The following is a 562-nucleotide window of genomic DNA, read 5'->3' as shown; positions in this document are numbered from 1 at the left end:
GCCAAAAACTTTTCTATTTTTGTGTAAAGCTCAACTTTATTTTCTTAGTTCTGAAAACCATGACCTTCATTTTCTTTCATTATCCATCCATCATCAGACAAAATTACTCCTTTTTTGCCAGTGCATCGCGTAAATCAGTCACGTGTTAATTAACTACACGCGAACCTTTCGCACCTTGCACTATCATTATTGACGCTTTATTTTTATCAACATGTTGCAAGGGTAACATTCGTTTTATCATGTCCTCACCTGACAGATCACCTATTTGCATTTCAAGCACTTCACGTTGCGACTCCCAATGCTTTGGTAATGTCTCAGATAATAAAGACACATTTGTTACGCCCACGTAATCTATTCCACATTTATAAAGTTCCAAGTGTATATGCAAGGCATGCTACTGTGGCATAGCCACCGTAGTCCATTCCAAACTGGAACCAGGCGATAAGTCAGTTTATTATCGAATTAAAAGAACGCCTAAAAAGATATATTAACTAAATGGCAGTTACACAGAATCTGTTAGAGGGCTATTAGTTTTTCTCATTAATATCATATAGTTAATTGC

The 562-nt window shown here is 36.3% G+C and carries 1 protein-coding gene; it reads right to left on the bottom strand.

From position 1 onward, the window contains the following. Positions 1-145: 145 nt before the first annotated feature. Positions 146-331 (bottom strand): hypothetical protein, encoded by a 186-nt coding sequence (locus L1D46_RS20860; protein WP_239978188.1) that lies wholly within the window; start codon positions 329-331, stop codon positions 146-148. Positions 332-562: the final 231 nt, after the last annotated feature.

Source organism: Pseudoalteromonas sp. Isolate3 (genome assembly GCF_022398505.1).
Taxonomy (GTDB): domain Bacteria; phylum Pseudomonadota; class Gammaproteobacteria; order Enterobacterales; family Alteromonadaceae; genus Pseudoalteromonas; species Pseudoalteromonas apostichopi.
This window is presented reverse-complemented; position numbering and strand designations above follow the sequence as displayed.